At 63.7% G+C, this 5,580-nt stretch carries 5 protein-coding genes and 1 pseudogene; 1 reads left to right on the plus strand and 5 read right to left on the minus strand.

What is annotated here, in order from left to right; translation table 11 throughout:
• From EN925_RS21010 to EN925_RS21020, 3 genes and pseudogenes are all read right to left on the minus strand, one after another.
• Positions 1-203 (minus strand): annotated as a pseudogene (locus EN925_RS21010) (hypothetical protein); the annotation flags it as partial.
• A 150-nt stretch (positions 204-353) separates the two neighbouring features.
• Positions 354-1,484 carry a hypothetical protein gene (locus tag EN925_RS21015; RefSeq protein ID WP_127369567.1) on the minus strand — a complete coding sequence of 377 codons (1,131 nt, stop codon included), beginning with the start codon at positions 1,482-1,484 and terminating at the stop codon, positions 354-356.
• A 6-nt stretch (positions 1,485-1,490) separates the two neighbouring features.
• Positions 1,491-1,925 carry a hypothetical protein gene (locus tag EN925_RS21020; RefSeq protein ID WP_063172921.1) on the minus strand — a complete coding sequence of 145 codons (435 nt, stop codon included), beginning with the start codon at positions 1,923-1,925 and terminating at the stop codon, positions 1,491-1,493.
• Between the two features lie 859 nt (positions 1,926-2,784).
• On the opposite strand from EN925_RS21020, the gene EN925_RS21025 reads away from it, so the two are divergent.
• Complete coding sequence (locus EN925_RS21025) at positions 2,785-3,723, plus strand: diacylglycerol kinase family protein (protein WP_127369568.1); 939 nt, start codon at positions 2,785-2,787, stop codon at positions 3,721-3,723.
• 79 nt (positions 3,724-3,802) lie between these two features.
• Here the strand turns inward: EN925_RS21025 and EN925_RS21030 are convergent, their stop codons facing one another.
• Together EN925_RS21030 and EN925_RS21035 are read right to left on the minus strand one after the other, a co-directional pair.
• Positions 3,803-4,720: an NAD(P)-dependent oxidoreductase gene (locus EN925_RS21030; protein ID WP_127369569.1), complete on the minus strand. Its 918-nt coding sequence runs from the start codon at positions 4,718-4,720 to the stop codon at positions 3,803-3,805.
• Positions 4,717-5,580 (minus strand): mandelate racemase/muconate lactonizing enzyme family protein (locus tag EN925_RS21035; RefSeq protein WP_164894306.1); only part of this gene is annotated, 864 nt, incomplete at its 5' end. The genes EN925_RS21035 and EN925_RS21030, both read right to left, overlap by 4 nt.

Raw genomic sequence — 5,580 nt, forward strand, 5'->3', positions numbered from 1 at the left:
GAGGACGACGAACCCTTCGTGCGGCAAATGCCGGAGACGAGCGGATAGTTGAAATTGCGCTCGTGCAGCATCTGGCTCTTCATCGCGGCTTCGCACTCGGCGACGGTCGACCATTTGGCCGGCGTCTCGCCGATATATTCGCAAAGCTTGGCGTCGCAGTCGCAGCCGACAATGGTCATGGCGACAAGGGCGGTCTTGATCACGGTCTTGTCCCTTCGAGATGCCCCCCGGCAGCCCTTCCATTTCTTCCCATTCCTTCGCGCGCGAACAAGGCGGGATTTGGCCGCGATTGTGGAATGGGCGTGGCGGAGGCCAGGAAATGCCTAATCTTGGCCGGGCGTGACCGAAAGGCCTCAGTAATCGTAGACGTGTTCGAGCCTGGCGCCGGACTTGATCAGCGCCGGCAGCACGAGATGCAGCTTACGCACGGCGACGACCATGCCGGTGCGGCGCGTGGATTGATCGGCCGGCAGCGGATAGCTGAACAGGATGCGCATGCCTTCGGGAACGGCGATCGTATCGGTGGAGAGCACCGTGACCATGATCTCGTCATTGCCGCCGAACTCGACGAAGGACACGCCCTTGTCGATCAGCCGCGGGATCATTTCGGTGAAGACCTGATAGCGCCTGGTGACGAAGATCGTGCCGTCAGCGCCCATGTCGCGTTCGAGCAAGGTGTCGGGCTCGTTGCGCGTGGCTTCGCCGACGGGTCCCTTGGCCCAGACATGGATGTCGAGCAAGGCGGGGTCCATTGTGGCGGCGAGGGCCTTTTTGATCAGGTCGGCATAGCCCTGCTTGATGGTGTCGGCGAGGCCGAACGCCAGCTTGCGTTCGCTGGTGCGGATCGAGCTGTCGCCCGGCGCCGACTGCACGGCAAACAGGCCGGCGCGCTTGTCGGCATAGGGGAACTGATACCACGGCACCTGGTCGAGAAACGCGGCATAGTCCGCCGCCACCTTGGCCTGATAAATGTCGGCGGCGGTGCGCTTGGCCGTCGTCGCCTCGGTGATGCGGCCGACCGTGTTCTCATAGGCCCACTGCAGGATATGCTCGATCGAGTGGCTGGTGCCGATGATGACCAGCATCTGGTGGTTGGCGTAGTTGAACTTGTAGGGAGCGCTGGCGCGGATGACCATGGCGTAGTCCTGCCAGAAGCGGCCGATATAGGACCAGTAGGGGAAGCCGCTCGGTTGCTCCTTGTCGACGAAGCCGGCATATTCGCGCGCGGCGTAGACGATCGCCCATTCCGGATAGGTCAGGAAGGTCGATTCCTCCGGCCGCTGGTAGCCGGGGATCTCGGCGCGGACCTTGTCGGCCAGCGCCTTGGGCGGCGCGCCGTCGGCAATGCCGGGCAGCGGCGTCTTGTCGAGCGACGACGTCGTCAGGAAGCCGTAGCTCAGCCCGGCGATCGGGATGAGGATGACGACGACGATCAGCCAGAGGATCGTCTTGATGATGCGCTTCAGCCAGCGGAACAGGAACATGCCTGGTCAGGCCGTGGCGAAGTGGTCGTGTACGCGCCTGGCCAGCCGGAAGCCGACATAGACGGCGAAGCCGCCAATGACGATGTGCGGCAGGTTGGCGAAGAAGCGGGCCGGGAATTCGATATCGTTGAGAGAGCGGAAGCCGTTGATGAAGATACCGGCGTCGAGGCAGCCGGAACCGGTGACCAGCCCGAGCACGCCGTCGAACAGGTAGACCGAGCCGAACAGCTTGAAATAGAACACTGCCTGGCGGTGGGAGATGAAGGCGGCGGCCAGCGCCCAGACGCCGGAGAAGGCGTGCAGCAGGTCGTCATACCATTGCAGCGAGAAAAGGCCGAACAGATTGCCGTTGGCATCGTTGAACGCCGGTATGTAGCCGATGGCGACGACGCCGAAGAACAGGAAAGCATAGGCAACGGCAAGCTTCTGGATGAGCGTCATGAAGTATCCCCCTTCTACGAGCCCATTTGTAAACGCTACTCTGCCGGCCGCCTGACGCGGTTTTCTGCGCTTCCGATGCTCACGGACTCAAAGGTCCGCTACGCTTCGGTTCTCGAAAACCACGCCATCCGACTCGGCAGAGCGCGTTTTCAAACGGGCTCTGACCAGGCGATACTAACCGATTTTAGCGCGTGGAGAAGCGGCGCTCGCAAGATCGCCGCCAAAGGGCATCGGGGGGCCAAAAAGACAGTCGGCGCCGGGATTTCTCCCAGCGCCTCCCTGTCAGATCAGGACACGGTCGCGGCAGCAACTTCCGTAAAGTCGTCGCGCCTTGCCGGCCTTGATTTTGACGGTCCTGCCAGTCCGCCGCCCGAGAGCAGCGTCCGTTCGGGACCACGCCGGTCTCCACCCTTGCGAGCTTTGCCCTGCGCACCATCGAAGGTTTTTGCCGTCCTTCATGGCAGCATCGGTCCGCCGTCGGCGTTGGCACGCTTTCCGCGGCCCCGTAGGTCTCGGCTCCGTCCCTCGAAACAGGCAAGCCTGCTCTCGCTTCGGGCCGTACGGGCCTCAGGAAATCCGCCTTTCACTTCGCCTTTCGGCTTGATGATCGGTAGCCGCCTGAGATGGGTTTAATGTACGCCGAGTAAGGGTCCTGGGGAATGGCCGCTGCCCTGTGGATAGCGGGATTACCGGGGATCGTTAGCCACAAACCGGGGAATTCGAGCGCCGGCTGCTTTAGACAGCCCGCCCGCTTTTTTGCGTACGAGCCGACAGCGCCCCTTGCTCCGCCGGTGGTCGCGGGCTTCAATGCCGGCAAAGGATCGGACCTGCATGTCCGGCGCCGGGGAGGGCGGGTATTTTGAAAGTCGGAGTGGTTCTCAACCCGATTGCCGGTGGCGGCCGGCTGAAACGGCATTGGCCTGATGTTGCCGTGTCGCTGAAAAAGCATTTCGGCGAATTCGAGCTGCGCGAAACGCAGGCCGAAGGCGATGCCGAAAGGCTGGCAATCGATCTCGCAATGATTGGCTTCGATCTGGTGATTGCGGCCGGCGGTGACGGCACCGCCAGCGAAGTGGCCGACGGGCTTCTGCAGGCGGCCCAGGAGAGCGGCCGGATCACTGAACTTGGCCTGTTGCCGTGCGGCACCGGCATCGATTTCGCGCGCGGGCTCGGCCTGCCGAAAGAGGTGGATGCCGTGCTGAAGCGGTTGGCCGAAGCCAAGGGTCGCAAGGTCGATGCCGGGCGCATCGGCTACATCGACGATCACGGCGCGCTGGCCAGCCGGCACTTCATCAACATCGCCAGTCTCGGCCTGTCCGGCGCCACCGACCGCGCCGTCAATGCCGACAAGCGCAAGGGCAGGATGTCGGCCAAGGCACTGTTCCTGTGGCGCACCGTGGTGGAGTTCATCCGCTACCGTTTTCAGGACGTCAGGATCACGGTCGACGACGGCGCACCCGTCGAAGCGCGCATGGCGCTGGTGGCGGTCGCCAATGGAAAGTTCTTCGGCGGCGGCATGATGATCGCGCCGGATGCCGAAATCACCGACGGGCAGTTCGACATCGTCATCCTGCGCGCCGCCGGCAAGCTGAAGCTGATCTGGGACATCCGGCTGCTCTATGGCGGCCGGCACCGCAACCATCCGGCGATCACCATCCTGCGCGGCAGGAAAGTGGTGGTCGAGCCGCTCGGCGATGCGTCAGAGAGTGGCGCCCTGGTCGATATAGACGGCGAGTCGCCGGGACGCATACCCGCGACCTTCGAGATCCTGCCGGGTGCATTGACGCTCAGATACTGAATCAAGCCGTTGACAGATTGATTCAGATGAATCCGCCCATCAATCCAACGTCCTGAAATCGCTTGATAACTGGCTGATGTCAGAGTTCCAGCTTGGCCGGAAAACCGGGCGCGCGCAGGTCGGTATCGACGGCATCCTCGAGCAATTTGACGATCTGGGTGGACCAGGCGCTGCCGCCATATTCCTGTTTGCCCATCTGGAAAATCTCACTCACAAGCGGCGCCAGTTGGAGCGGCAGTCTGAATTCCCTGCCCATCGCCAGCGCGAAGCCGAGGTCCTTCAGCGCCAGGTCCATGGTGAAGCCGATGTCGTAGGAGCCGTTCAAGATGAGCTGGCTTTCGGTCTCATGGACGAAGCTGTTGCCGGAGGAGGCTGAGATGGCATGGTAGGACTGGGCGAGGTCGAGCCCGCCCTGTTTCGCCAGCATCAGCGCCTCGCCGGCGGCGACGAGATGGATGAAGGCGAGCATGTTGGTGATCACCTTGATCACCGCCGCCGAGCCGACCGGACCCATCAGGAACGACTTTGCGCACATCGCCTCGATGGCCGGCCGATGACGTTCGTAGAGCGCTGGATCGCCGCCGACCAGCGCGGTGATCTTGCCAGCCGCCGCCAGATGCACGCCACCGGTGACCGGGCATTCCAGCGTCTCGACGCCCCTGGCCGAGGCGAGGGCCGCAAGGCGAAGAATCTCGTCGCGGCCGTTGGTCGACATCTCGATCCAGGTACCGCCCTTGGGAAGGCCCTCTAGCAATCCGCCGGGTCCGGCCAGCACCGCTTCGCTGACCTTGGGCGAAGGCAAGCACGTGATGGCATTGCCGGCCCGGCCGGCGGCCTCGGCCGGGCTGCTCGCGGCGGTGGCGCCGAGCGCCACCAGGCGCTCAGCGGCGGCCGGATCGCGGTCGAAGACGGTGACGGCAAAGCCGTTGCGGATCAGGCTGGCGGCAAGGTTGCCGCCGAGATGGCCAAGCCCGATGAAGGCGTAGCTTTCGCTCACGGCATCAGCGGGGTCTGCATCATCTGCAAATGCAGGTCCTTGCCCGTATAGGGATGCGCGTCGCAGACCGCTTCGTTGAGCTCGACGCCGAGGCCGGGCTCCTTCGAGGGGATGACATTGCCGTCCTGCCACTCGATCTTCTTCTTCAAGAGCGTGGCATGGAAACCGTCCCACTGCTTCAGCGATTCCAGGATGAGGAAGTTGGGCAGCGTCACCGCCAGTTGGATGTTGGCCGCACCGACGATCGGCCCGCAATAGCAGTGAGGGGCGATCTGGATGTGGTAGGCCTCGGCCATCGCCGCGATCTTCTTGGTTTCGAGAATGCCGCCGGAGCGGCCGAGGTCCGGCTGCAGGATGGTCGCGGCGCGGTTCTCGATGACGCGGGCGAACTCGAACTTGGTGGTCAGCCGTTCGCCGGTGGCGATCGGGATCGAGGTCGCGCGGGCCACTTGCGCCATGACTTCGGGCATGTCAGGCGGCACCGGCTCCTCGAACCACAAGGGATCATAGGGCTCGATGGCGCGCGCCATGCGCAGCGCGCCGGACGCTGTGAACTGGCCGTGCGTGCCAAACAGGATGTCGGCGCGGGTGCCGACCGCCTCGCGGATCGCCTTGATCATGCGGGTGGACAGGTCGATATCGACAAGACGCGGCTGGTGGCCGTCGAAGGCGGTGTAGGGGCCGGCCGGGTCCAGTTTGACGGCGTTGAACCCCTGTTCGACATATTCGAGCGCGCAGGCGGCGGCGAGATCGGGGTCGTTGTAGACGTTCTTGCCGTGCGCATCCTCGGAGTGGACGCTGCCGGTGTGCGGATAAAGATAGGTGTAGGAACGCAGCGTTTCGTGCACCTGGCCGCCGAG

The sequence above is a fragment of the Mesorhizobium sp. M7A.F.Ca.US.006.04.2.1 genome (genome assembly GCF_004022915.1).
GTDB classification, from domain to species: Bacteria; Pseudomonadota; Alphaproteobacteria; order Rhizobiales; family Rhizobiaceae; genus Mesorhizobium; species Mesorhizobium ciceri.